This window comes from Marinobacter orientalis, assembly GCF_004792665.1.
GTDB lineage: Bacteria > Pseudomonadota > Gammaproteobacteria > Pseudomonadales > Oleiphilaceae > Marinobacter > Marinobacter orientalis.
Genome location: NZ_SRZX01000001.1, coordinates 1,423,657 through 1,449,159 on the forward strand (window position 1 = coordinate 1,423,657; position 25,503 = coordinate 1,449,159).

23 protein-coding genes are annotated in these 25,503 nt (G+C 55.6%); 10 read left to right on the forward strand and 13 right to left on the reverse strand.

The window, feature by feature from the left end; all coding sequences use genetic code 11:
- Nucleotides 1–86: 86 nt before the first annotated feature.
- The 8 genes from DIT72_RS06580 to DIT72_RS06615 form a co-directional block, all read right to left on the reverse strand.
- A complete protein-coding gene (locus DIT72_RS06580) occupies nt 87–803 on the reverse strand; it encodes an ABC transporter ATP-binding protein (RefSeq protein ID WP_135954360.1) in 717 nt (238 codons plus the stop codon).
- On the reverse strand, nt 800–1,543 hold the full coding sequence (locus DIT72_RS06585) for an ABC transporter ATP-binding protein (protein ID WP_135954361.1): 744 nt from the start codon (nt 1,541–1,543) through the stop codon (nt 800–802). Before DIT72_RS06585 ends, DIT72_RS06580 begins: the two co-directional genes overlap by 4 nt.
- A gap of 13 nt (nt 1,544–1,556) precedes the next feature.
- Nucleotides 1,557–2,534, reverse strand: a complete 978-nt coding sequence (locus tag DIT72_RS06590; protein WP_228260743.1) for a branched-chain amino acid ABC transporter permease — start codon at nt 2,532–2,534, stop codon at nt 1,557–1,559.
- Nucleotides 2,524–3,396: a branched-chain amino acid ABC transporter permease gene (locus tag DIT72_RS06595; protein ID WP_135954362.1), complete on the reverse strand. Its 873-nt coding sequence runs from the start codon at nt 3,394–3,396 to the stop codon at nt 2,524–2,526. The genes DIT72_RS06590 and DIT72_RS06595 overlap by 11 nt, the downstream gene beginning before the upstream one ends.
- Nucleotides 3,397–3,494: 98 nt before the next feature.
- On the reverse strand, nt 3,495–4,754 hold the full coding sequence (locus DIT72_RS06600; protein WP_135954363.1) for an amino acid ABC transporter substrate-binding protein: 1,260 nt from the start codon (nt 4,752–4,754) through the stop codon (nt 3,495–3,497).
- Between the two features lie 280 nt (nt 4,755–5,034).
- Entirely contained in the window at nt 5,035–5,784 is a 750-nt protein-coding gene (locus DIT72_RS06605; protein WP_135954364.1) for an SDR family oxidoreductase, read from the reverse strand.
- Between the two features lie 31 nt (nt 5,785–5,815).
- Nucleotides 5,816–6,937, reverse strand: coding sequence for an alkene reductase (locus tag DIT72_RS06610; RefSeq protein ID WP_135954365.1), 1,122 nt, complete (start codon nt 6,935–6,937; stop codon nt 5,816–5,818).
- Nucleotides 6,938–7,012: 75 nt separating this feature from the next.
- Nucleotides 7,013–7,600 (reverse strand): TetR/AcrR family transcriptional regulator, encoded by a 588-nt coding sequence (locus tag DIT72_RS06615; protein ID WP_135954366.1) that lies wholly within the window; start codon nt 7,598–7,600, stop codon nt 7,013–7,015.
- 89 nt (nt 7,601–7,689) lie between these two features.
- On the opposite strand from DIT72_RS06615, the gene DIT72_RS06620 reads away from it, so the two are divergent.
- The gene (locus DIT72_RS06620) at nt 7,690–8,802 is read left to right on the forward strand and encodes an S-(hydroxymethyl)glutathione dehydrogenase/class III alcohol dehydrogenase (protein WP_135954367.1); all 1,113 of its coding nucleotides are present in this window, start codon (nt 7,690–7,692) and stop codon (nt 8,800–8,802) included.
- 132 nt (nt 8,803–8,934) lie between these two features.
- On the opposite strand, the gene DIT72_RS06625 is transcribed toward DIT72_RS06620, so the two are convergent.
- The 5 genes from DIT72_RS06625 to DIT72_RS06645 all read right to left on the reverse strand — a co-directional run bounded on the left by DIT72_RS06625 (nt 8,935) and on the right by DIT72_RS06645 (nt 17,697).
- On the reverse strand, nt 8,935–10,263 hold the full coding sequence (locus DIT72_RS06625) for a DUF1329 domain-containing protein (RefSeq protein WP_168355026.1): 1,329 nt from the start codon (nt 10,261–10,263) through the stop codon (nt 8,935–8,937).
- Nucleotides 10,264–10,278: 15 nt separating this feature from the next.
- Nucleotides 10,279–12,222 carry a DUF1302 domain-containing protein gene (locus DIT72_RS06630; protein ID WP_135954368.1) on the reverse strand — a complete coding sequence of 648 codons (1,944 nt, stop codon included), beginning with the start codon at nt 12,220–12,222 and terminating at the stop codon, nt 10,279–10,281.
- A 41-nt stretch (nt 12,223–12,263) separates the two neighbouring features.
- Nucleotides 12,264–14,729, reverse strand: coding sequence for an efflux RND transporter permease subunit (locus DIT72_RS06635; protein WP_135954369.1), 2,466 nt, complete (start codon nt 14,727–14,729; stop codon nt 12,264–12,266).
- Between the two features lie 11 nt (nt 14,730–14,740).
- The gene (locus DIT72_RS06640) at nt 14,741–15,730 is read right to left on the reverse strand and encodes a sialidase family protein (RefSeq protein ID WP_135954370.1); all 990 of its coding nucleotides are present in this window, start codon (nt 15,728–15,730) and stop codon (nt 14,741–14,743) included.
- 260 nt (nt 15,731–15,990) lie between these two features.
- Entirely contained in the window at nt 15,991–17,697 is a 1,707-nt protein-coding gene (locus DIT72_RS06645; RefSeq protein ID WP_135954371.1) for a sigma-54-dependent Fis family transcriptional regulator, read from the reverse strand.
- A 385-nt stretch (nt 17,698–18,082) separates the two neighbouring features.
- Between DIT72_RS06645 and DIT72_RS06650 the strand changes: the two genes are divergently transcribed.
- The 9 genes from DIT72_RS06650 to DIT72_RS06690 all read left to right on the forward strand — a co-directional run bounded on the left by DIT72_RS06650 (nt 18,083) and on the right by DIT72_RS06690 (nt 25,498).
- Nucleotides 18,083–18,334: a phenol hydroxylase subunit gene (locus tag DIT72_RS06650; protein WP_169449986.1), complete on the forward strand. Its 252-nt coding sequence runs from the start codon at nt 18,083–18,085 to the stop codon at nt 18,332–18,334.
- A 49-nt stretch (nt 18,335–18,383) separates the two neighbouring features.
- Complete coding sequence (locus tag DIT72_RS06655) at nt 18,384–19,388, forward strand: aromatic/alkene monooxygenase hydroxylase subunit beta (protein WP_135954372.1); 1,005 nt, start codon at nt 18,384–18,386, stop codon at nt 19,386–19,388.
- Nucleotides 19,385–19,654, forward strand: a complete 270-nt coding sequence (locus DIT72_RS06660) for an MmoB/DmpM family protein (protein WP_135954373.1) — start codon at nt 19,385–19,387, stop codon at nt 19,652–19,654. Before DIT72_RS06655 ends, DIT72_RS06660 begins: the two co-directional genes overlap by 4 nt.
- Nucleotides 19,655–19,668: 14 nt before the next feature.
- On the forward strand, nt 19,669–21,216 hold the full coding sequence (locus tag DIT72_RS06665) for an aromatic/alkene/methane monooxygenase hydroxylase/oxygenase subunit alpha (protein WP_135954374.1): 1,548 nt from the start codon (nt 19,669–19,671) through the stop codon (nt 21,214–21,216).
- A gap of 65 nt (nt 21,217–21,281) precedes the next feature.
- Nucleotides 21,282–21,641 (forward strand): phenol hydroxylase subunit P4, encoded by a 360-nt coding sequence (locus tag DIT72_RS06670; RefSeq protein ID WP_135954375.1) that lies wholly within the window; start codon nt 21,282–21,284, stop codon nt 21,639–21,641.
- Between the two features lie 10 nt (nt 21,642–21,651).
- Nucleotides 21,652–22,713 (forward strand): NADH:ubiquinone reductase (Na(+)-transporting) subunit F, encoded by a 1,062-nt coding sequence (locus DIT72_RS06675; protein WP_135954376.1) that lies wholly within the window; start codon nt 21,652–21,654, stop codon nt 22,711–22,713.
- A gap of 14 nt (nt 22,714–22,727) precedes the next feature.
- Entirely contained in the window at nt 22,728–23,063 is a 336-nt protein-coding gene (locus DIT72_RS06680; protein ID WP_135954377.1) for a 2Fe-2S iron-sulfur cluster-binding protein, read from the forward strand.
- 4 nt (nt 23,064–23,067) lie between these two features.
- Entirely contained in the window at nt 23,068–23,991 is a 924-nt protein-coding gene (locus DIT72_RS06685) for a catechol 2,3-dioxygenase (protein ID WP_135954378.1), read from the forward strand.
- Between the two features lie 46 nt (nt 23,992–24,037).
- Complete coding sequence (locus tag DIT72_RS06690) at nt 24,038–25,498, forward strand: 2-hydroxymuconic semialdehyde dehydrogenase (protein ID WP_135954379.1); 1,461 nt, start codon at nt 24,038–24,040, stop codon at nt 25,496–25,498.
- Nucleotides 25,499–25,503: the final 5 nt, after the last annotated feature.

Below are 25,503 nucleotides of genomic sequence, written 5' to 3' on the forward strand. Positions count from 1 at the left end.
AGAGAACCTCGTTGAATGACATGGACGGGAACTATACGTTGTGCCGGTGGGGATAGATCGTCTCGGCGCGATTGCAGTGGTTTGCGTCAGGTGCCGCCCATGTAGATCGACATCAAATGATTGTCATCCCTGATATCGTCTTGTGTGCCTGCAAATTTGCGCTTCCCACCCGCAAAGATATAAACACTGTCGGCGACAGGCAAGGCTTCACGAATATTCTGCTCCACCATGATGACGCCGACCCCTCGCTCTTTCAGGCTGACAACTCTTTGCATGGTTTCGTGGACTAGTGCGGGCGAGAGTCCGGCCGACGGTTCGTCCAGCATCACAAACGCAGGATCTGTTACCAGGGCCCGGGCGATGGCCACCATCATCTGTTCGCCCCCCGACAGTGAGCCCGCCGGGGTATTTCTGCGACGCTGCAAATTCGGGTAATCGGCAATCAGAGATTCAATTCGGTCTTCAGTGATATCCCTGTTGTTTAGTGCGTATCCTCCCATTCTGAGGTTTTCCATGACGGTAAATCGCGGGAATACCCCCCCTCCCTGAGGCATCATTACAATGCCTTTGCGCACCATGTTGTGTACCGGTAATCCTGTGAGTTCGGTATCGCCAAGTGTTATCCGTCCGGACCATGCTGGCAGGAGACCGGCAATAGCCTTTATGACAGTGGACTTTCCGCTGCCATTGGGTCCGAAAATACAGGTTATATGCCCTGGAAGTGCAGAGGCGGTTATATCATGCACTATCTCCTGTTTGCCGTAACCGGTGACCAGATTGTCGACTCTCAGTTCGTTGCTCATGTGCGCCCCAGATAGGCTTGTTGGACATTGCTGTCGCTGGCAATGGTTTCAAAGTCGCCTTCCGCCACCACTTTGCCCTGATCCATAACCACAAGCCGGTCGCAGATTTCCTTAACCATTTCCATGTCATGTTCAATGACCAGAAAAGTGATGCCGGTTTTTCGTAATTGCTGTATGGCGTCCAGAATTATCTGGCGAATGTTGGGATGCACGCCCGCAGTGACTTCATCGAGCAGAATTACTTTCGGGTCGCGCACGCAGACTCGCCCGAATTCCACCAGTTTCTGTTGACCGCCGGAAAGCTCAGAGGTCAGGTTGTCGATCACGTGGCTGATCTCCAGCATTTCCAGAGTGCTTTCCATCCTCTCGCGGGCACGTTTCCAGTCTCCTTCGACGGCAGCCGCCAACAGGTTGTCCCTGACAGACATGTTGAGAAACAGGGAAGGAATCTGAAAGGTTCTGCTTATGCCTGTACGGGCGATTTTCCAGGTGGGCCAGCCAGTAACGTCGATTCCCTGCAAACGTATCTTCCCGGCGTCAGGCTTCTGTCCGCCTGCTGCAAGACTGAACAACGTCGACTTACCGCTACCATTGGGGCCAATAACCCCGACTACTTCACTAACATCGGCGGAGAGTGAAACGTCGTCGACCGCGGTAATTCCACCAAAGTGTTTGCTAACCGACTCAATGGCCAGCGGCGGGTACTCCGAGGACTCGGCTTTATGGTACGCAGATGACATCAGAGGCCTTCTCCTAGAGTTTGCCGAGAATTCTGGAAATCAGTTCCTTGCCGCGCTGGCGTCCCATGATAAGACTGATCAACCCGTTGGGAAGGAACAGAACCACCAGCGCGATAATAACGCCGAGGATGGGGAGATATATGACGGTGTCCCCGAACGTCGACCAGATGTAACGATTTGTGATCCAGAGCAAAACCCCGCCCAGGGCCGGGCCCCAAACGGTTCCAAGCCCGCCGAGAAGAACCATGACAACCATCTGGTCGGTAATCTCGGGCCCCATGACGGAGTACGGATCGATATAGGTTGTCCAGTAGGCGTAGATGCTGCCGAAAAGCGCGGTGATGGCTGCTGAGAGCGCAAAAGACTGCACTTTTACCAGGTTTGTCCTGATGCCCAGCGACTCGGCAGCCGGCTCGTCGTCCCGTAGTGCCTTGATTCTGAATCCGAAGCGCGAGCGTTCGATTAACACCCAGACTCCGATGAAGCTGGCCGCTGATGCGATCAGCATGGTGTAGTAGAAGAAAAACTCATTGAGGTAAGCTGGCAGGGAGAGCCCGGATGTGCCACCGGTAAAGTCCAGCACTGTGACCAGCTGTAGCAGCATTTCGGCGAAGGCCCAGGTTGCGATGGCAAAATAGGCGCCCCTGAGCCGCATGGTCGGCCCGCCAATGGCCACGGCGACAGCCATTGACAGAATGATCGCCGGCAGCAGGGTGACGAAGAACGAGGCGCCAACATCGGACTGCATCAGGATTGCCGTGGTGTAGGCACCGATTCCGAAGAATGCCGAGTGCCCGAAGCTGATATACCCAGCGTAACCGCCCACGATGTTCCAGGCACAGGCCAGCCCCGCCCACATCAGTGCGCCGGTGGCAATTCTCAGAGTGTAAGGGTCAATAGCGGCGGGCAATGCCACAAGGGCGATCACCATAGCGCCGATCAGGAGGGACCGGACGATGAGTTTCGGGGTCAGATCAGGTTTAGATGCCACGTCCCAGAACTCCTTTCGGTGCAACCAGAAGAGTAAGATACAGGGTTCCGAAAACAATCAGTAACGAATATCGGGCCCCAATATAGGTGGCGACATAGGCTTCAAGCAGGCCGAGAGCGAGGCCGGCGACCAGAACGCCACCAACCGATCCCAGCCCGGCAAGTACCGCGACAAAGAATGCAAAGAGTGTGTAGCGAATACCGACGCTGGGGTTCACGGAATAGACGGTTGCAATCAATACCCCGGCGGATGCGGTCAAAGCGGTATATATACCGTACACCCATGCTGAAACCCGCTTTACGTCTACCCCCATCAATCCGGCATGGTCATGGTTTTGCGCCAGTGCCCTTACCGCCATACCAAAACGGCTCCGGTAGAGCAGAATAAACAGCCCCAGGCTGAACAGTAGCGCCATGACAAAGGCAGACAATCGCATCAGTGGAATAGTGACCGGACCCAGACTCAGGAACTGACCTGACAACACGGATTCGACGCTGCGGCTGTTGTAGGACCAGAGCCAGAGGGCGCCCCCACGCATAAACAGGAATATGCCGAAAGTAAAGGCCAATGCCATGAGGTCAGGTCGCGCATACCGACTGGTTCTGACATGGTATATCAACGGGCCCAGCCCACGACCGATCAGCAGGAAAAGCGCGAAAACCAGGAAAATACTGATGAAGGGGTCTATGCCGGCCAGGGTTACCAGCCAATAGGCGGTGTAGCCGCCCAGCATGGTCCAGCCTCCGACAGCAAAGTCGATCACATGGAGCACGCCGAACGTGAGCTGGAATCCGATCGTCAGGCAAATCAGGATGCCACCGATCAGGATGCCGTTTACAAGTGTCTGCAGGAAAAGGTCCAAATCGGTACTCCTCGTCCAAGCGTTGTCCACGCGTTGCTACCGTTGCCGACCGCCTTCCCCTCAGGAGAGCTGTCGGCAACGGTAGATTCGGTTTTGTGTCACGAAGTACCGGGGATCGGGTAAACAAGCTCGCCCTTGGATGCGTTTTCCGGAGCCACGGGCACTACATCGCCGTTCTTGATCTGAATGACGACCGGCACCGGCTTGGTATTGTTGTGGAAATGGTTTCCTTCCTTGGCAAATCCCACTGGACCGTAGAACGTTTCAATGTCCGTATCTTCAATGGCTTTGGCGAGTTCCGCACGGGTTCCCTGATCCCAAGGCGGTGCTTTACCGAGCCGGCGCGCGGCGTCCTGTAGTACCAGGCCGCTGGCCGAACAGGCCGCTTCGGTGTAATCCGGCCGTGTTCCCCATCGGGAAAAGGACAGATCTGAATAGTCACTGGCGGTTCCGAACAGTTCGTCCTTGTAAGGTAATCCTTCTGTCCACACGGAGACCCCGAGAATGCCGTTCGAATCGGTTCCGGTTTCCTTGATGAATGCTGCAGACGTTACACCGTAGTGCATGATCATGGCCTTGGGCTTGTAATTCAGCGCCTTCGCCGTACTCACAAAATTGATAAAGATATCTTCATGCCCTCCGATAGCCACGATATCCGGGTTTTCCGATTTCAGCTTGGATACAATGGCCGAGAGATCAGAGCCGGCGGGAAACAGCTCGTAACTCAGGAGATCCAGTCCCGACTCTTCAACACCTTTGCGGAAGCCTTCCGCCGTTTCCTTGGAGAAGGGCTCATCAACGCCGATAACCGAAGCGGTTTTTGCCCGGTCGCCAAGATTTTCCGCCAGCACCATCATGGATTTATCGGTGGTAAGATCCACTGCCGGAATCATCCCGAAATTGAAGGCCGGTTTTGCCAGCCAGACATTCGGAGACTCGGCGGATCCGGAAATCATCGGCACCCGGTATTTCTGACTGATGGGTTGCACTGCGAGGGTGACGCCAGAGGTATAGGGGCCAAACAGGACATCGACCTCGTCCTGGATGATCAGCCGCTCCGCGGCATCCGCACCAGAAGCGGGTCGTGACTGGGCATCACCATAGAACATTTCTACGGGATATCGTTCTCCCTCAATCTCGATGCCTCCGAGCTTGTTGATTTCTTCGGCCCATAGATCGTAACCACGGCGTGTCAGGTTACCACCAAAACGATTCGCGCCTGACAATGAGGTGACGACACCAACACGAATCTTGTGCTCTTTCGCGTTAACGTTCAACGCGGGAAAACCAAGAGTCATTGCGCCAGTGCCGAGTATGGAATTCCTTAGAAACTTCCTGCGGGAAAATTTATGACTCATGAGCCTGCTCCCTCCAATGGGTGCATTCGATGCCTTGTTGTAGATCTGAAAATTCCGTGCCGAAGTCTGAAAACCAGCCGATGCAATTATTCCAGACACATGTTTATGGTTAGTCGATATTACCGGGGTTTTCAAACTGGATTGTGAAATGCACTTAATTGGTATCGGGCTTCGGGGCACAATGATGCGTGGTAAAGGGGAGGAAAAGTCTGGGAATATGGCACTGCTACGCCGCCTCTGGAGGGCGACGTAGCAGTGAATCTGAACTGCCGGCTAGCCCTTATAGCTCCTGAGCAGTGGGCCGCAGGATGATTTCGTTGATATCGACGTCTGCCGGCTGCTCAATAGCATAAACAATGGCCCGGGCCACGGCGTCTGCATCGATTGCCACCTCATAGAGTTCCTCCGCCGACTTCTTGGCGTCGGGATCTGTAATGGTGCTTGTCAGTTCGGTAGCGATGGCACCAGGCGAAATGTTGGTACTGCGGATTTCGTCACCGGCTTCCATGCGCAGGCCTTCCGAGAGTGCTTTCACCGCGTATTTGGTTGCGCAATAAACGGCTGCGCCCGGAAACACTTTGTGGCCAGCGACGGATGACAGATTGATCACATGTCCACTGTGCTGCTCACGCATGGTGGGCAGTACAGCTGCGATCCCGTACATGACGCCTTTGATATTGACGTCCACCATCTGTTCCCACTCATCGACTTTCAGTGCGTGCAGCGGTGCCAGTGGCATAAGACCGGCATTGTTGATCAGCACGTCGATTCTGCCGAAGGTGTCTTTTGCCAGGGCGGCCAATGCTTCCACCTGTTTGCGGTCAGTGACATCGGTGGTCTGCCATATCACTTCGGCTCCCTCGGCTTTCAGATCCTCGGTCAGGGCCTTCAGGCGATCCTCACGGCGGGCCGCAAGTACCAGTCTGGCGCCCCTGCCTGCCAGGCGGCGTGCGGTGGCCTCACCGAGACCACTGCTGGCACCGGTGATGATCACAACCTTCTGGTCAATCGGTTCGTTGGTATTACTCATGGATATACTCCTGGTTGAATTCATTTTTGAATCAGGTGCTGGTTTCGAGCTCTTTCAGCGTCGGATAATCGGTATAGCCGCGCTCATCGCCGCCGTAGAAGGTACTGTCATCCCATTTATTCAGTTCCGCGTTCTGGCGGAAGCGTTCCGGCAGGTCCGGGTTGGCGATAAACGGACGGCCAAAGGTGACCAGGTCGCAACGGCCGCTACTGATGCGCTTGCGGGCCTCTTCAGCGGTGTATGCGCCGTTGCCGATATAGGTACCCTCGAATTCGGCCTGAATGGCATCGATCACTTCTTCCGGGCGGCCGTTGGCGTGATTGCCCTGGAAAGAATCCTCAACCACCTCGATATAGGCAATGCCCAGATCGTTGAGGTGTTTGGCAAATGCGCCGAAGGTTTCCACAGGATCTTCGTCATACATGTCGTTAAAGCTGCCCGTCGGGCTGACACGAACGCCGACTCTGTCCTTGCCCCAGACATCGATCACGGCTTCAATCACCATTAGTGGAAGGCGCATCCGGTTTTCCACGGATCCGCCAAACTCGTCGTTACGCTTGTTGCTGCCGCTCTTCAGGAACTGGTCCAGCAGATAGCCGTTGGCGGCGTGGACTTCAGCGCCGTCAAACCCGGCCTCTTTGGCGTTGAGCGCTCCGCGACGGAACTGCTCAACGATATCCGTCATCTCTTCCGCTTTCAGGGCCCTCGGCTCTGGTACGTCCACCATGCCTGAATCGGCGCTGATGAACGTCTTCGCACCTTCAGGTTTGATGGCGGAGGGCGCTACTGGCTTTTTGCCCTCTGGCTGCAACGCGGTGTGGGAAATGCGGCCCACGTGCCACAACTGGGCATGAATCCGCCCACCGGCCATGTGTACTGCAGCGGTGACTTTGCGCCAGCCTTCGACCTGTTCCGGCGAATGGATGCCGGGTGTGAACGCATAACCCTTGCCCTGGGGCGACACCTGCGTGGCCTCGCTGATGATCAGTCCTGCGCCGGCGCGCTGCTGGTAATACCGTGCGTTCATGTCGTTGGGTATGTCCCCGGGCTGGCTGGCGCGGGCACGGGTCAGCGGTGACATCAGCACGCGGTTGGGCAGTGTCAGTGAGCCGAGATCGTAGGGTTGAAACAGTACATCGTTAACGTTGTTCATTGATTACTCTCCCTGATGGTTAACTGGATTTAATTAGACCAGTCTACTATAAAATGTCGAAAACGGGCCCGGAATTCATTGGATACCAAGGCACTGCTGGAAAAAGACCCGCACAAATCGCTCCATGGGCTCGGTTGACTTCACAACCTTGGCGCGCAGAATGGCACCTTCCCAGCCTGAGAGCAGGAAGCTGGCCACATCGGCAGGGTTGATGGCTTCATCCACATCCCCTGCCTGCCGCGCTTCCTCGATACAGCGTTCGAAACGCTTTTCCCAGCCCTGAAATATCGTGTCCAGGCGCTTGCGGAAGATTTCGTTCTGCCCGGCTAATTCCTGGCCGAGATTGCCGATCAGGCAACCCCGGGTGAATTCGCCGCTGGTCATGGTGTCCAGTCCGTTGCTGAAATAATCGCGAAGGCGATCCACACAGGAGCGGCTGGTGTTGTTGAGGATCTGATCCAGCCTGGTGTCGTATTCCTGTGCGAAGGTGTCGATAACAGCCAGCCCGAAATCGTTCTTGCTGCTAAAGTAATGGTAGAACGATCCCTTGGGTACACCGGCGGTGGTGAGCACGGCGTTGATGCCTGTGGCACCAAAGCCTTTCTGGCCGATCAGGTCGGCACCGGTATGAAGAATATGAGTGCGGGTGTCGTTTGATGTCATGGCTGCTATAATAGACCGGTCGTCTAGAGTACGTCAAACCCGTAAAACCCGAGACGTTTAATTCCGAATTGTGTTCAAGGAGTCTGCCAGTGATTAAATCCCGTGCCGCGGTGGCGTTTGCCCCCAATAAACCGCTGGAAATTGTGGAAGTGGATGTTGCCCCGCCAAAAAAGGGGGAGGTGCTGGTGCGTATTGTTGCCACCGGCGTCTGCCATACCGATGCCTACACCCTTTCCGGTGCCGATTCCGAAGGTAATTTCCCGGCCATTCTGGGCCACGAAGGCGGTGGTATTGTAGAGGCAGTCGGCGAAGGTGTGACGTCCCTGGAGGTGGGTGACCATGTTATTCCCCTCTACACAGCAGAATGCGGCAAGTGCAAGTTCTGTACCTCCGGCAAAACCAATCTGTGTGGTGCGGTGCGTGAAACCCAGGGCAAGGGCGTGATGCCGGATGGTACCTCACGGTTTTCCTACAAGGGTGAACCCATCTACCACTATATGGGCTGTTCCACCTTCTCCGAGTATACCGTGCTGCCGGAAGTCTCCCTGGCGAAGATTCCCAGGGAAGCGCCGCTGGAGAAAGTCTGCCTGCTGGGCTGTGGTGTCACTACCGGTATTGGCGCGGTGCTCAACACCGCGAAAGTGGAAGAGGGTGCAACCGTCGCCATCTTCGGCCTTGGCGGTATCGGCCTGGCAGCCATCATCGGCGCTACCATGGCCAGGGCCAGCCGCATCATCGCTATCGACATCAACCCCGGCAAGTTCGACATCGCCAAACAGCTGGGCGCCACCGACGTGGTCAATCCCAGGGATTACGACAAGCCGATTCAGGAAGTGATCATTGAAATGACCGACGGCGGCGTGGACTATTCCTTTGAGTGTATCGGCAACGTGGACATAATGCGTTCAGCACTGGAGTGCTGTCACAAGGGCTGGGGTGAGTCGATCATTATCGGTGTGGCCGGCGCCGGCGAGGAAATCTGCACACGCCCGTTCCAGCTGGTAACCGGCCGGGTCTGGAAAGGCTCCGCCTTCGGTGGTGTCAAGGGCCGCACCGAACTGCCCGGTTATGTGGAAAAGGCCGAGAAGGGCGATATTCCGCTGGATGTGTTCATTACCCACAACATGCCCCTTGAAGACATCAACGAGGCGTTTGAGTTGATGCATGAGGGTAAGAGTATCCGGTCGGTTATTCACTTCTGATAAGGTCAGACGGTGCCCCTGCAGTTCGGGGGCGCCTGGACTCAGTCACTTCGGTCATTCTTTGCTAAATAGGCAATAACCTTCGCCCAAAAAAAGGGCCCGCCAATGCGGGCCCAAGGGGTAGCACCAGCCTTAGCTGCCGGTTGCGCGGAGATGCTGAACGTTGAACATGCTGGGAGGTGACATTTCAGGATCTACCTGACCCTTGAACTGGCCGGTGGTGCAGTGGCTGGCCTGCACGTCGATCATGCTGAAGCTGTCGTCTATAGACACACCGGTACCTTCATTCTTGGGCAGGTGATGGTCAGGATGTGCCTGGCCAATAGTGAAGGTCTTCCACAGGCTGCCCTTACGGTCGTATGACACGGTGCGGGGAATCGTAAATGTCTGGGTATCCATGAAATGAACCCGCTTTGACAGGGGATGACTCTCATCAACGGGAACAGACTCAACCTCATGGACTTTGCGCAGCTGCCATGTGATGTTCGGGAAGCAGCCACCCTGGCCGCTGAATGACACAACCTGGTAGCCGTCGCTGTCACTGTGGGTTTCGGAATCCAGCGTCAGGTCGTTGTGGTTGTAGAATGGCATCAGCATGTAACGGGTCCCTTTGTAGGTCCAGTCCATGTCGGAGATGCGGCCATTGTAGCCCTCGAAATCCTCAATCATCAGGTCAGATCCGAGGAAAGCATCGGTTACCTGTCCGGTAGCCAGACGGCGAACACGACGCTGGAAGCCCAGATACAGCCAGGAATTGTCCCGCTTGAGATCGTCTGCCGCGCGGTGTATCAACAGCTGGGTGTTGCGAACATCGGCCGGATCCAGCACCTGAACGTAGATGGCGCGGAACAGGTCGGACGGGTTAGGTGTAATTTCCGGTGTCGGCTCCTGGATTACCCGGCCCTTGTAGTTCAGGAAGTGGAAGTTGAACTTGATGGTCCGCTCCACCTTGCCTGAATCCATATCCCGGTATTTCCAGTAAAACGGGTAGATGGCCGCGCTGTCGCCCCAGTTATAGCCGTACTTGTAGTTCCAGGCGAGTTTTTCGCCCGCTCTGGGGTCGTTGGCGTCCGGCTCTTGCGGGAATGGGCGACCGGCCTGCCAGCCATTGATTTCACCCACCTGGTCACCAAGCGCCACGTCGCCAAGTGCGACCCGAGTCGCCTCAACATAGTTGGGGTGAAGGTCGAACGTGGTGGTTTCGCCCACGGTAATGCTGGTCCAGCCCTTCTCGATAAAGCCATAAAATGCCGGGTCAATGATCTCCTTGAACTGTGCCACGTTGTTTTGATTGATCACCATGCCGGGCTCAAGGCCCTTGAAGCCGGGTGTTTCGGTCTTGTAAGGGTAGAACGAATTGGTGATCACCGCTTCGTTTGCCAGCGGCGCTGTAGAGACCAGGCCGGCGATGCAGCCTGCAATCAGGAGGCGTAAAACGGATTTTGTCTTTGTCGTAGTCATTTTGTTTCCTCGTTATCAGAAGCTGTAACGTGCGGTCAGCTGGATTTCGTCTTCTTTCTGGGCCATGCCGATCGGTCCTGACTGGAACCGGCCGAGAGGCTCATAGCCGGAAAGACCGGCAGATTCCCCCGATTGGTGTCCGGCAACGCCCGGCGTTTGTGTGAATGGATGCCAGGGATTGCAGGAGCGGCAGTCATCGAATTCGCGAGCACCATCACCTACCTTGAAATTGGCACCCAGAGTCAGTCTGAAGTTGTTGTTAACCAGCCAGTCTACGGATGGTGCTATGGCGGTGGCCTGGGCGCGGAAGTCGTGGGCAGTGATGATCTGCGGGCTGAGACGGCCATTCATGTAAAAACCCTTGATCAGGAGAGTAGCGGTCCAGTTATGCTCCCAGTCCGGAATACCGGCCTCGCCATAGGTTCTCTGCTCACGCTCGTGGTCAAGAATGTGTTGGCCAAAGAGCTGACCGGAGAAAAGGAAGGACTGAGTTTCATTGAGGAGCGGGATAGATATATTCTTGTCCGCCCCGATGACGTACCGAAGCACGTCAGATTCCGAGTAGAGCCTTTCCCGCAGAGTGTTGGCAAACTCCTCGCCGGAGGTATAAGCCGTTTCGACCCGGAATACGGTATCGATAGGTTGTGAGTAGTAGTCCACAGAGCCGCCCACCAGGTTGACGCGCGGGAAGTGGATATCGAAAGCAATCAGGCCTGGCCATACGTCTGTCTGGCCGGTAAAGGCATTTTCTGCCGGAATACCTCCACGCAATGATGGCAACTGGGAGCGATAGGTCAGGGCGTTCAGGGAGAAGCCCACGTCGCCATAAACCCCTTCCATCTTAAGGCCCAGCTGGGTGTTGGAAAGGCTCCAGTCCGGCATATGAGCCTTGCGGATACCAATCTGGCCGGGTCCGAAATCAGTGGCCAGGCCGCCATCCGGAGTTGCACCGGCGAAATTGGCCACAGTGCCGCCATTTTCCCAGAGGTTATTCATTCCGCGGAAAAAACACCCCGCGTCGAGAATGACGTTTGGCTGACCACACTGACCGATATCGTGGGGCCGGAACTGGTCAAAGTTCCAGACGACCTGAAAGTTCAGGTCATCAAAGATCAGGCCTTCAGAAACCCTGGTCGGGCCCATCCGGTAGTCCGTTTTAAGGATCCACATGGGAATCCGGATATCTTCCAGTTCGTCGTAGATATTGTTCCGGGAAAAATCGACCGGGTTGATAACGTCCAGTACCCGGAACAGGTCGGTCCTGCCCCAGATGACCTGTTGCTTGCCCAGGCGAGTACTGAGAATGTTGCCGCTGTCAAAGTTCAGATCGAAATCGACATAGAGCTCGCGGATGAAATCGGCACGATCATTGAACTCCTGGAACCGGAGTTCATTCATGTCCTTGTCCAGGTAATCATCGATGCAGCCCCGGCTATCGACGTCACATGGCTGAACAGGTACACCGAATGCGACACCATTAGCCTGGTCGTGCAGGCGTTCGCCCAGAACGATCATTCCTTCGTTCGGGTTTTGTGTTGTATCAAATCCGAAGGTATTTCCCGGCGGAAGAGGTATTGCACTGGCCGGGCTGCCGACACCATTGCCATGGGCAACGTAGCCACTGGCAATGTCCTGAAGCAGAATCGGGCCGCCGGCGTCACGGCCGTACTCATCTTCGTTGAGATCGTAAACTCCATCGTAAGTGCCGCGCAGCGTTGCGTTGACGCTTACATTATTGAACATGCCGACATTTCCGGCCTTTTTCTCAAGCTCCATTTGCAGGGTGTTCCGGAACTTGGAAAGCCCTACGCCTTCACGTCCGTAGGTCGCATTCTCGTAGAAGCCGTTTACCCGGGTATCGTCTTGGGCCACGGCAGAGATGGCTGGTAACAGCGTCAGGCTAGCACTACCCGCAAGGGTACAGCACCAGAACCTCAGGCCTCTTATTGTTGTTTGCATGGCAGATCCTCTTACAGGTTTATTGGAGTTGGGTACCGGGTTCAGGCCCGATACGGCTCTCCGGGCACGAACCCATCCTCCTGTTCCCGCGACGGGTCAGATGATGGAGATGGTTCTTGTCTGGGACGATCGGCATAGAGAATGCCGTCTTCGTCGGCGTAGACATCAGTGACAAAACGGGGCTTGAAAGCCAGCACCCACGAAGGGACCAGCAGCATGGCGGCCATGCCGTTAATCACGATCATCACGCACAGCAGCAGGGCTGCATCGGACTGGAAACGAAGATTAGAGAAAATGACCCACATGATGATGCCTGCCATCAACGTCAGTGCCGTGAAGCTGATAGCCATGCCGGTAGTGGAGATTGCCCTACGCACAGCTTCCCGCAGGTTCTGGCATTTCGCCATCTCTTCTCTTATCCGATCCATCATGTAGATGGAGTAATCAATACCCACACCGATCCCGACAGCGATCACGGGCACCGTATTGATATCAATGTTCAATCCTTTCAGCCCCATGTAGGCATAGGTGAGCACTGTGGCAAAAAGCATGGTCAGCAGCATCATCAGGCCGGCATGCCAAGAGGTGTAGAAGAGCATCACGAAGATGAAAATCAGCAGGAATACCAGTGGCAGAACAATCACGTTGGTTTCAAAAGCGGATTCATTCATCGCTGCGGCTACACCGAGGGTGCCTCCGGCCAGATGGATGGTCAGACCGTCAACGCTGTCGCCATTCTCCGCGATCCATTGCTTTGCCATATAAATGGCCCGACGGATAGTTTCGCCCTGACGATCCTTGTAATAGAACACCAGGTTGGCGATGCGATCGTCTGTATCGTTGAACTCGTCGAGGGCTCCCGGAATTGGGCTGGAGGCCATATAGGTAAACATGAGGCCGCCAACGTAACCGGCATCGTGCGGTATCTGATACCAGCGGGGGTCATTGTTATGCATCAGGCGGTTAACCTGTTTGACCAGATCCGGCAAGCCCTTGCTGCCGCCCACTTCCGGGTCCTGGAGCATATGAGATTGCAGATCTGACAGCGCTGCCAGAACTTCGGGCCGTTTCAGACCGCCTTTCTCATCGGTTTCCGCAACAATGTAGAGTTCCTCGGAGCCAGGGAAGCGGTCATTCACTACCCGGGACGAGATGTTATAGTCGTGGTCTGGATATAAGATCGGTGACCCCGGCTCCGAGTCGCCGATCTGCACGTTTGACGACGCCAGTAGACCTGCCATCATCGCCAGAGCTGCCAGGCTCAGGGCAACTTTGGCGGCGCCGGGCCGGGTAACAGTGCGGGAACAGCTGTTGCCAATGTGGCGCAGGAAAGTCTCGCGGATTTCGGGGTTTTTCGGTGTTGGCAGAATGGACAGTAGCAGTGGCACGCCGATCAGCACGGTGAATACCACTGTGATGGCCCAAAGCGAAGCGTAGATGCCCAGATGCGTATTCAGTGGAATGGAGCCGATGGCAATCAGTGACAGGCCAATGGCATCGGAAACCACACCGAGGGAGCCGGGTCGGAAGAGGCTGTCAAACGTAGCCTTGGCCGCTTCCGGCCCACTGCCGCGCTCCACGGTTTCCGCGTAGTAACGCTCAACAAGTTGCACGCCGTGGCTCATCGCCCTGGCCGCAATCAGGAAGGGGATAACCAGCCCCAGCGGGTCCAGGTTGTAACCGAGTAAACTGATGATGCCAAGTCCCCAGATGGTGGAGATAAGCACGCCCCCCAGGGGAATCAGAACACCGTAGGCCTTACGGAAGTGGAAAATCAGCAGGGCCAGCATGGTCACGACGGTGAAAATGAAAATCTGGAGAATCTGTTCCATGTAGGTGTAAGCCCAGCCCACGAGTACCGGCTGGCCAGTGGCATAGATGTTGACGCCGGCCTGCTCTTCTTCGGCACGCAGTTGCTGTAGCTGGGCAAAGGTTTTCTCGTAATCCAGCTGACCTTCAATGAGCTGCGCCTTGACCAGTGCCATTGTCATATCTGGCGACACCAGGGGACCATAAACCCTGGGGTTTGCTGACACATCGGATTTCATGGCCTGCAAGGCTTCGTCGGAGTACTCCCCGGATGTGGAATCGTAAAATGGCTCGGAATTGATGCTGCCGACTTCGGTAAGCCAGATCTTGCGGGAGTTGCGGTGGGTCACGCTGGACACCAGGTTATGGTTGACCCCCGGCAGGTTGTCCACCGCCTGGGTTATCCTGTCGATCTTGGCGAGGTTCTCATTGGTAAAGATGTCTCCTTCCTCGAACTCAACACCCACCACCAGAACATTGGCACCACCGAAGCTGTCCTTGATGCTGTTGTGCAGCTCGATGTAGGGGTGTTGCTGGGGCAGAAGATCGGCGAAATCGGTGTAGATTTTCAGTCCGGGAATACGCAGTGCGAAGGCCAGTGTGAGAATGGCAATAACGCTCAGCACCTTGCGCGGATTGTTGAAAATCCACAGCTCCAGCATATGCAGGAGATGGGTAAATCGATGCAAACCAGGCATGGCGGAGTTCCTCAGTCAGTGCTGGCCGAGCCGGCCACGGGAATTTCAGGATTCAGCAGGAGGCCACGACCACCGGCAGCGAGCAGCTCGTGGTTGGGAAGCAGAAGTCCGGTGCGCAGATACACGGGCTGGTCAGAAGTGGAAATCTTCTGCCAGGAGCCATCCTTGTGTTCCAGTACTGTGGCGTTATCCGCCAGGGCATAGAGCCCGGAAGAACCGGCCACAAACCCGAATATCGGGACCTTGGTTCCGGTAGGGGATTTCTCCCAGCTCTCGCCACCATCGGTGGTGTGATAGATAAATCCGTTAAGACCGCCAACCCAACCCTCATCCTCCGATTGGAAATAGCTGGTGTGGGCATAAAACTCATCCGGGAGATAGCCGGCATAATCCCAGTTTTCGCCACCGTCTTCGGTCCTGAGTACCAGGCCGTACTCACCGGTGATGAAGGCATTGTCGGAATCGATGAATTGCAGATTGTTGAGGATGGCGTCCTCGTTGAGTGAGGTTTCAGTCCAGGTCTCACCCCGGTCGGCACTGCCCTGGATGGTGGTAAAGCTGCCGGCGACCCACCAGCTACCATCGGGGGCGCAGGCGGCAGTCATCATCTGTTCCTGACTGGGCAGCGCATGGGCGGTCCAGTTCTCACCACTGGCATCGCCGTGCCAGAGTTCGTTGTCGAAGGTCAGAGCAATAAAGCTGTTGTCCGGGCAGACGTCCAAGGCAAGAAAGCTCTCGGACGTGGGGGTCTGTCGGAGCCAGGTTTCGCCATTGTCGGAACTCACCAGTACCACGCCGTTGTTGCCGGAAAGGACAATAACCTCATCGTTACGGGCCATCGCCTGGTAAAAGTCTGTTCGCTTGACAGCCTGTTGCGACTGTTCCCGGACAGCCTCCATATCCAGAGGCGCCTCGCAGCCTGTTAGCAGAAGTGCAGACAGTCCCGATAATGATATAGCCGTGCCGGCGGTGCGCCATTTGCGCAGGTGGGCATCTCGCATTTTATGTCACCGTCTTTGTTTTTGTGGATAAAGCGACTGAGGGTGAGATAGCAACGCTTATGCCATGCCCGGAATATTTTTATTAAGATATTGAAAAAAAAGATGAAAAAGGATTTAAAGAAATGTAGGGAGAGGAATTTGAGGGGGATCCGGCCGAATGATTTTTATCAAATGATCAAGTGGGAAAGGGTCTTGCTGATTTCGTGAAGCGGGAGGTGTGGAGGAACAGACATCCTTGTCAGTGCTTGGCTTGTCGGGTGTTAACTTTCCGCCAGAATTCCGGATTTTTTCAATCTGTAGGCGAGTGCGGGGCGGGTAAGTCCCAGTATACGGGCTGCCCCCGAAACATTCTGGTTAGCTTCCGCCATCGCGCGGCGCATCAATGTTTCTTCAACATCGTCCAGCCCGATGCCATTCTCCAGTATCTGGCTGGCCCAGTCGCTTGCAAGGGATTCAAGGCTTTCTGTTACGAGTTGGCCGTGGCTGTCGACAACACCCTGAGGATGGCTCAGTTCTGGCTCGGGTATGCCTGCAAAAAGTGATTCTCGGCTGATCGATTCGTTGTTATCGGTCAGGATCACCCCTCGCTCAATGACATTCTCCAGTTCCCGGATATTACCTGGCCAGTGGTAGTGCAGGCAGAGTTCAAGGGCCTTGTCGGACAGGCCCAGGGTGCGTTTGTTATATTCTGACTGGAATTTTTTCAGGAAGTGTTCGGCCAGCAGAGGCAGGTCTTCCAGCCTTTCCCGCAGCGGTGGGATTTTCACCGGAAACACGTTGAGCCGGTAAAACAGATCGGAACGGAAACGGCCTTCTTCCACTGCCTTTTCCAGGCTTTCGTTGGTGGCAGCAATCACCCTGACATCCACAGAACGAGTGCGGTTGTCGCCAACACGTTCCAGTTCTCCTTCCTGCAGCACGCGGAGTAGCGTGGCCTGGGCCCGCGGTGTCAGCTCAACGACCTCGTCAAGAAAAATGGTTCCGGTGTTTGCTCGTTCGAAGCGACCGGGTCGTGACTGGTTGGCGCCGGTATAGGCTCCCTTCTCGACACCGAACAGCTCGGCTTCGATGAGGTCTGGCGGTATGGCGGCGCAATTGACCGCCACGAAAGGTTGTTCAGCGCGATCGCTGCGGAGATGAACGCTACGCGCAATGACTTCCTTGCCCACACCGGTTTCACCTAGTAAAAGCACCGAGACCTTGCCCATGGCGGCCTTGTCAATCATCTTGCAGACCTTGTTGTAGGACGCGGACTGCCCGATGCCGTAGTACTGGCCCTGCTGTTTCTCGAGGCTGCTGCGCAACGAACTGACCTCGCTTTGAAGGTCATATAACTCCTCGATTATGGTATCGGCCTTGAAGTACTGGGTGAACTCGGCGGCGTCTTCCCATTCCTCGGCCGGTTTGCCCACAATCATGCACGTGTCATCACCGCAGCCGCGGCAACTGACCTCGCGGAAGATGATTTCCCTGCCCATGAACGAAGAGGTATAGGCGCAAGCGTACCCCAACAGGGACCAGCATGCGGGCTCATCCATCTGCCCCAGTTCCGTCTGACAGATATCGACTTCAAAGGAATCGATCCATTCCAGTTCACCATAAAAACCGCCGGTATCCTGGTCAATATCGATCTCGATGGGAACGACTTTGACCATCCCCTTGAGCGAGTGGAGCTGCGGGCCGGCAAGGAAAATGTCCAGTTCACTGCAATGGGGGCGAAGTTTTCGGGCCAGTTCGGCATCTTTCAGGCCAGACTGATAGCCCAGGCGCAAGAAAAAGCCCTTGGCACGCTCAATACCAATGGTGTTCACCATTTCTCGACGAAAAGCCGCCATGGCGCTGACCTGCATCAGCAGCATGCGCTGTTCGCCAAACCAGATTTTTCCTTCCGTGCTCTGAAACCGGATCTGCTCCGTAAGATCCTGAAAATCCACATACTGCAGCTGTGGTTTATAGGTAATAGTCATGCTCAGGAGCCCCGTTTTGTTGTTGTATGGGGTCGCATCCGGGTTGATGTTATCCAGTGCGAAGGCAGCGACTCGCTACGTCTTTATATATAACACCCTATCCCTGCCCAAGATCAATCAAATGATCAATTTGCGGACTAAAGTCCTTGGCAGCCGCTGAGCTGAGCATTTGCTCAGTTCAGGATTTCAGGTTGATCAAATGATAAAAATCACACCCTGACTTATCCCTGCTCCAACCCGGTCTTTTTTGCTCTCAATCCTTAATGAGGCTGTAAAAATCTATTTAAAACAATCATGTGAGCTTTGCTGTGCAAGGTTGTTTTACGGCTTGGCACAGCCGTTGCTCATGCTATGGCAACCGATAACAAACACAACGGTGTCAATCATGACTGACCAAGCGAAAAGCTTCGACGAATTGCCCCGGTACATCCGGGTGCGGAGTGGGCCGGAAGACAGGTTCGTGGAGTTCGACTTTGCCATCGGCCATCCCGAACTGTTTGTCGAGCTCGTGCTTCCCAAAGATGCCTTCGAGATCTTTTGCCGGCACAACAACGTGATCCACATGGACTCAGACATGATCCGTGAAATTGATGCCGACATGATCAAGTGGCGCTTTGGCGAAAAGGGCCGCCGCTAATTTTTATTCAACCGATTCTTCACTCACAACAACAAGACGGTAAGTTGATATGAGCATTGAGATCAAAACCAATTCAGCGGAACCCATCCGCCACACCTTCGGCCATATTGCTCGTCGCTTTGGTGACAAGCCGGCGTCCCGCTACCAGGAGGCCAGCTACGACCTTGAGGCCAAGACCAACTTTCACTACCGGCCGCTATGGGATTCGAAGCACACGCTGAATGACCCGACCCGCACGGCTGTCCAAATGGAAGACTGGTATGCGGTGACTGACCCCCGACAGTTCTATTACGGCGCCTATGTCGGTAACCGCGCCAAGATGCAGGAATCAGCGGACACCAGTTTCAGCTTCTGCGACAAGCGGAACCTGTTGACCCGATTGCCCGAATCCACCCAGAAGCAGTTGCTCAGGCTGCTGGTACCTCTGCGCCACGTAGAGCTCGGCGCCAACATGAACAACAGCAAGATCGCGGGCGATGTTAATGCCACCACAGTCTCGCAGATGCATATCTATCAGGCCATGGATCGCCTGGGCATGGGCCAGTATCTGTCCCGTATTGCCCTCATGCTTGATGGCAGTACCGGCACCGGTCTGGACGAATCCAAAGGTTACTGGATGGATGACGGGCTTTGGCAGCCCATGCGCAAACTGGTGGAAGACACCCTGGTAGTGGACGACTGGTTCGAATTGACGCTGGTTCAGAACATTCTGATCGATGGCCTGATGTACCCGCTGGTTTACGAAAAGATGGACCAATGGCTGGGGGAGAACGGCGCGGAAGATGTTTCCATGCTGACTGAATTCATGCGGGACTGGTACAAGGAATCTCTGCGCTGGACCAACGCCATGATGAAGGCGGTGGTCGGTGAAAGTGAAGCCAATGCGAAACTGATCCAGTCCTGGGTCGATCAGTGGGAGCCACAGGCATACAAGGCGCTCACACCGCTGGCCGAAACCACTGTCGGCACTGAAGCCCTTGATGAAATCCGGGCCCAGCTCACCACACGCCTCAACAAATTCGGACTGCAGCAGAGCCAGGGAGTAGCCGCATGAGTCAGCTCGTATTCATTGCCTTTCAGGACAACGACAACGCCCGTTACCTGGTGGAGGCCATTCAGGAAGACAACCCCAGAGCGGAAGTGCAACACCAGCCGGCGATGATCCGGATCCAGGCGGAAAAGCGTCTGGTGATCAATCGGGAAACGATGGAAGAGAAGCTTGGTCGCGAATGGGATGTTCAGGAAATGCTCGTTGACGTGATCAGTATCGGCGGCAACGTCGATGAAGACGACGACCACTTCATTCTTGAATGGAACTAATTGGGAGAAACACCATGGCTACAAAAAACAAAAAGCTTAATCTGAAAGACAGATACCAGTACCTGACGCGGGATATGGCCTGGGAACCAACCTACCAGGACAAGAAAGATATTTTTCCGGATGAAGACTTTGAAGGTATCAAGATTACTGACTGGTCCCAATGGGAAGACCCCTTCCGTCTCACCATGGATGCGTACTGGAAGTACCAGGCAGAAAAAGAGAAAAAGCTGTACGCCATCTTCGATGCCTTTGCCCAGAACAATGGCCACCAGAACATTTCAGACGCCCGTTATGTGAATGCGCTGAAGCTGTTCCTCAGTGGGGTATCGCCCCTCGAGCATGCGGCCTTCCAGGGTTACGCGAAAGTTGGCCGTCAGTTCAGCGGCGCGGGCGCCAGGGTTGCCTGCCAGATGCAGGCCATTGACGAACTGCGTCATTCCCAGACCCAGCAGCACGCCATGAGCCATTACAACAAGCACTTCAATGGCCTGCATGATGCCGCGCATATGCATGACCGGGTCTGGTTTCTGTCCGTGCCCAAGTCGTTTTTTGATGATGCCCGCTCCGCTGGCCCGTTCGAGTTCCTGACCGCCATCTCGTTCTCCTTCGAGTACGTGCTGACCAATCTGCTGTTTGTGCCCTTCATGTCCGGTGCCGCCTATAACGGCGACATGGCCACCGTCACCTTTGGCTTCTCGGCCCAGTCCGACGAAGCAAGGCATATGACCCTTGGTCTTGAAGTGATCAAGTTCATTCTCGAACAGCACGAAGACAACGTGCCCATTGTCCAGCGCTGGATAGATAAATGGTTCTGGCGCGGTTTCCGCCTGCTGAGCCTGGTGGGAATGATGATGGACTACATGCTGCCGAAAAAGGTGATGTCCTGGTCCGAGGCCTGGGAGATGTACTACGAGCAGAACGGTGGTGCTCTGTTCAAGGACCTTGAGCGCTATGGTATTCGCCCGCCCAAGTACCAGGACGTCGCCAACGATGCCAAGAACCATGTCAGTCACCAGGCCTGGAGCACCTTCTACCAGTACAGTCAGGCCACCAACTTCCACACCTGGATGCCAGAGAAGGAAGAGATGGACTGGTTGTCCCAGAAGTACCCGGACACCTTTGACAAGTACTACCGTCCGCGCTTCGAACACTGGGACAAAGAGCACGCCGAGGGCCGTCGTTTCTACAACAACACGCTCCCGCAATTGTGCCAGGTGTGTCAGATTCCGACCATTTTTACCGAGAAAGACGATCCGACCATGCTCAGCCACCGGCAGATTGTTCATGAGGGAGAACGTTTTCACTTCTGCTCCGACGGCTGCTGCGACATCTTCAAGCACGAGCCGGAGAAGTATGTCCAGGCCTGGTTGCCGGTGCATCAGATCTACCAGGGCAACTGTGAAGGTGAGGATGTGGAGACGGTGGTGTCGAAGTACTACCACATCAACATTGGTGAGGACAACTTCGAGTACATAGGGTCTCCGGATCACAAGCGCTGGCTGGCCATCAAGGGCGAGTCAGGTGGTAACAAGGCAGACAGTACCGACCAGGACGCTGCCTGATCCGGGGAGCGCCCGGCATCGGTCGGTGCCGGGCGCGTGATCCATAAAACAATAAGGTGATCATCATGAGTGTTAATGCCCGTTATGACTACAAGTTTGAATCCAGAGACAGAGTTGAAAACTTCCATGGCATGCAGGTGCTCTATATCTACTGGCCCCACCATTTGATGTTCTGCTCTCCGTTTGCCGTGATGGTGTCACCGGACATGACGTTTGGCGACTTCCTTGAGCAGATTTTAAAACCAGCGGTAGCGAGCCATCCCGACAGTGCCAAAGCGGATTTTATGGATGCCGAATGGAAGCTGAATGACGGTCCATTCACGCCGGATCTGTCCGCCACCATGATAGGTAGCGGGATTGATCATAAGAGCATGCTGACAGTCACCACCCCAGGCCTGGATGGCATCAGCGGTTCCGGATCCTGAGGTAACTATCATGAGCTACACCGTCACCATAGAGCCAATTGGCGAGCAGATAGAAGTGGAGGATGGCCAGACCATTCTTGCGGCGGCCCTTCGTCAGGGCGTCTGGCTTCCCTTTGCTTGCGGCCATGGCACCTGTGCCACCTGCAAAGTTCAGGTTGTTGAGGGCGATGTCGAAATCGGCGATGCCTCACCTTTTGCCCTGATGGATATCGAACGGGACGAAGGCAAGGTGCTGGCCTGCTGCGCCACCGTAGAAAGCGACGTCACCATCGAGGCAGATATTGATGTGGACGAGGACTTTGAGGGTTACCCGGTTGAAGACTATGCAGCGACGGTTACCGATATCGTCGAACTGTCCCCGACCATCAAGGGCGTGCATCTCAAACTAGACCGCCCGATGACCTTCCAGGCCGGCCAGTACATCAATGTCGAGCTGCCGGGCGTTGACGGCCCGAGAGCTTTCTCTCTGGCTAATCCACCCAGCAGGGCTGATGAAGTGGAACTTCATGTGCGGCTGGTCGAAGGCGGGGCCGCGACCAGCTACATCCACCAGGAGCTGAAGGTCGGTGAGAAGCTGCACCTGTCAGGTCCCTATGGCCAGTTTTTCGTGCGTAGCTCGCAGCCTGGCAACCTGATTTTCATCGCCGGTGGCTCGGGGCTATCAAGCCCGCAATCCATGATTCTCGACCTGCTGGAGCAGGGCGACGATCGCCAGATCACGCTCTTCCAGGGCGCCCGCAACCTGGCTGAGCTCTACAACCATGAGCTGTTTGAGGCCCTGGCCCGGGACAATGACAACTTTACCTACGTGCCGGCACTGAGCCAGGCGGAAGAAGACGGAGACTGGGCAGGGTTCCGGGGCTTTGTCCACGACGCGGCAAAGGAACACTTCGGTGGACGTTTTGCTGAGCACAAAGCCTATCTGTGCGGACCGCCACCGATGATCGATGCCGCCATCACGGCACTGATGCAGGGCCGGCTGTTCGAGCGCGACATTTTCATGGAGAAGTTCCTGACAGCTGCCGACGGCGCTGAAGAAACCCAGCGCTCGGCGCTGTTCAAGAAGATCTGACCCGGGGCGGCGCCATGAGTGATGCCTTCGAGATCACCGAACAGTGCAGCGGAAACCGCTTCCACTGTGAGCCGGGCCAGAGTGTTTTAAAGGCCATGGAACAGCAGGGCCTGAAGTGTGTTCCGGTGGGTTGCCGCGGCGGCGGCTGCGGATTCTGCAAGGTCACCGTGCTCAGCGGTGACTACGAGTGCGGAAAGATGAGCAGGGTGCATGTACCCCCGGAATCAAGGGCATGTGGCGAGGTATTGGCCTGCCGCATTTACCCCCTGAGCGACCTGACAATTGAATGCCGTCCCCGCGAAGTGGCAGAGACGGCCACGCAGCAAACAACAACAAAATCGATGAGGTAACGTCATGAAAAAAGGTGTAATGCGTCCCGGTCATGTCCAGATCCGTGTACTCGATATGGATGCGGCTGTTAAACACTACACAGATCTGTTGGGTCTGATCGAAACCGACCGTGATGATCAGGGTCGGGTGTACCTGAAGGCCTGGACAGAAGTGGACAAGTTCTCGGTGGTTCTGCGAGAAGCCGATGAGCCCGGTTGCGATTTCATGGCCTTCAAGGTGGTGGACGAGCCTTTCCTGCAGCAACTGGAGAAAGATCTGGTAGAGCACGGTGTCGACATCGAAAATATCCCCGAAGGTGAGCTGAAAGACTGTGGGCGCCGGGTCCGGTTCAAGGCTCCCTCGGGTCATACGTTCGAGCTTTATGCTGACAAACAGTACACCGGCAAGTGGGGCATCACCGAGGTGAATCCGGAAGCCTGGCCCCGCAATCTCGATGGGATGAAGGTTGTCCGCTTTGACCATTGCCTGATGTATGGCCCGGAACTGGCCGCTACCTATGATCTGTTCGTCAATGTTCTTGGCTTCTATCTGGCTGAACAGGTTCTGGATGGCGAAGGAACCCGGATTGCCCAGTTCCTCAGCCTCTCCACGAAGGCTCACGACATTGCTTTCATTCATCACGAAGAAATGGGCAAGTTTCACCATGCCTCCTTCTACCTGGAAACCTGGGAAGACGTGTTGAGGGCGGCGGATCTGATTTCCATGACCGATACCTCCATCGATATCGGGCCTACCCGTCATGGTCTGACCCACGGCAAGACCATTTACTTCTTTGACCCGTCCGGCAACCGCAACGAGGTCTTCTGTGGTGGTGACTACAACTACCCGGACCATAAGCCCGTTACCTGGCAGGCCGAGCAACTGGGCAAGGCCATCTTCTATCACGACCGGGTACTGAACGAACGGTTCCTGACGGTATTGACCTGACTTTTCAGCAGTTCAACAGGGCTATCTATAACAGGATTAGGCAGCAATGAAAGACATCAAGCACTACATCAACGGGCAGTATGTTGGCTCTGCAAGCGGCAAGCTGTTCGACAACGTCAACCCGGTAAACGGCAAGGTGATCAGCAAGGTTCACGAAGCCGGTCGGGAAGAGGTGGATGCCGCAGTCAGGGCAGCAAAGGCGGCCTTGCGCGGCACTTGGGGCAAGATGCCATTGGATGAGCGCACCAGCATCCTGCACAAGGTGGCCGATGGCATCAACGCCCGGTTTGACGAGTTCCTGGAAGCGGAATGCCTTGATACCGGCAAGCCAAAATCCATGGCAAGCCATATCGACATTCCGCGGGGCGCGGCCAACTTCAAGGTTTTTGCGGACATGATCAAGAACGTGCCCACAGAATCCTTTGAAATGCCGACTCCGGATGGCACCGGCGCGTTGAACTACGCGGTACGCCGGCCCAAAGGCGTGATTGGTGTGATCAGTCCCTGGAATCTGCCATTGCTGCTGATGACCTGGAAAGTGGGCCCGGCACTGGCCTGTGGCAACACGGTGGTGGTCAAGCCTTCAGAGGAAACTCCCACGACGACAGCGCTCCTGGGTGAGGTCATGCAAGACGCTGGCGTGCCTGACGGCGTGTTCAATGTGGTCCATGGCTTCGGTGGCGATTCCGCCGGTGCCTTTCTGACCGAGCACCCGCTGGTGGATGGTTTCACCTTTACTGGCGAAACCGGTACCGGTGAAGTGATCATGAAAGCCGCAGCCAGGGGGATACGGGATATTTCGCTGGAGCTGGGGGGCAAGAACGCCGGCCTGGTGTTCGCCGACTGCGACATGGACAAGGCCATCGAGGGCACCATGCGCTCGGCCTTCGCCAACTGTGGTCAGGTGTGCCTGGGCACCGAGCGGGTGTATGTCGAACGCTCCATATTTGACGAGTTTGTGGGCCGGCTGAAAGAGGCCGCGGAAGGTCTGAAAATCGGGCCGCCGGAAGACACTGAAGCCAATATGGGCCCGCTGGTCAGCCTTAAGCACCGCGAAAAAGTCCTTTCCTATTATCAGAAAGCCCTTGATGGCGGTGCCACCGTAGTTACCGGTGGTGGTGTTCCCGATATGCCGGAAGAACTGGCGGGTGGTGCCTGGATTCAGCCCACTATCTGGACCGGCTTGCCGGAGCATTCCGCGGTGATTACTGACGAAATCTTCGGCCCCTGTGTTCACCTTTGCCCGTTCGATACAGAAGAAGAGGCCATTGAACTGGCCAACAGCCTCCCTTACGGACTGGCCTCGGCCATCTGGAGCGAGAACATCACTCGTGCCCACCGTGTCGCGGGTCAGATCGAGGCGGGCATTATCTGGGTCAACAGCTGGTTCCTGCGGGATCTGCGTACCCCATTCGGTGGCAGCAAGCAGTCCGGTATTGGTCGCGAGGGCGGTGTGCACTCCCTGGAGTTCTACACCGAGATGAAAAACATCTGCGTGAAACTGTGAGCCGA